The organism is Vibrio sp. 1249-1 (assembly GCF_033340495.1).
Genome location: NZ_JAWOWJ010000175.1, coordinates 1 through 987 on the forward strand (window position 1 = coordinate 1; position 987 = coordinate 987).

At 46.8% G+C, this 987-nt stretch carries 1 protein-coding gene and 1 pseudogene; one reads left to right on the forward strand and one right to left on the reverse strand.

Annotation, left to right across the window (positions count from 1 at the left end; translation table 11 throughout):
- On the forward strand, positions 1-600 hold a 600-nt coding region (locus R7Z50_RS25040), incomplete at its 5' end, for an undecaprenyl-diphosphate phosphatase (protein WP_318149429.1).
- A 52-nt stretch (positions 601-652) separates the two neighbouring features.
- On the opposite strand, the pseudogene cca reads toward R7Z50_RS25040, so the two are convergent.
- Positions 653-987: pseudogene (gene cca, locus R7Z50_RS25045) on the reverse strand (multifunctional CCA tRNA nucleotidyl transferase/2'3'-cyclic phosphodiesterase/2'nucleotidase/phosphatase); the annotation flags it as partial.

The following is a 987-nucleotide window of genomic DNA, read 5'->3' on the forward strand; positions in this document are numbered from 1 at the left end:
GCATTGTTTGCTTCGATCTTCAAAGGTGACCGCAGTAAAGAAGCAAAACTGGCATGGATGATCGTGATCGCGACGATTCCGGCGTGTGTGTTCGGTTTGCTGATGAAAGACGTTATCGAAGTCTACCTGCGCAGTGCCTATGTGATTGCGACAACCACCATCGTATTCGGTTTGTTGCTTTGGTGGGTGGATAAGAATGCCAAGCTTGTTGCCGATGAGTACCAAACTGGCTGGAAGAAAGCGGTGTTTATTGGTATTGCTCAAGCACTTGCGATGATCCCTGGAACTTCACGTTCTGGCGCAACGATCACTGCCGCTCTATATTTGGGCTTCACTCGTGAAGCGGCAGCGCGTTTTTCATTTTTGATGTCGATTCCTATCATCACATTAGCTGGTAGCTACTTGGGCATGAAGCTGGTTACCAGCGGTGAGCCTGTGCACGTTGGCTTTTTGCTGACTGGTATTCTGACTTCATTTATTAGCGCATACATCTGTATCCACTTCTTCTTGAAGATGATTTCACGCATGGGCATGACGCCATTCGTGATTTACCGTCTGATTCTAGGTGTGGGCCTATTTGCATTCTTGCTTAGTGCTTAATCCTTGAAAATAAAAACGCCCGCTCAATTGAGCGGGCGTTTTTGTTTTGGCGTTACTTATTTAAAGCGACTTTGACCGCTTCAATACGTCGTTTTTCTTGTTCATCACGAATAGCTGGACCTTTGAAGCCATCCTGAATGATGGCTTGCACATCTACTGATGCCGCTGCTTGATAGGCCAGCATAAAAATATCCGCTTGTGGATACGGTAGATCTTCTAAACCTTTGCGGCCTGCATGATCCGCTTGGCAGCAAATTAGAATGTCTTTTAGGCGCTCCGACTTGCGCCATACATCAAACTTGTTCAGGATTTTGATGACGGTTTGCGGCTTTAACTCAGCGGCGCGATGAATGTTGGAGTGTTGCTCGCAGACCATGAGCGCTAAAT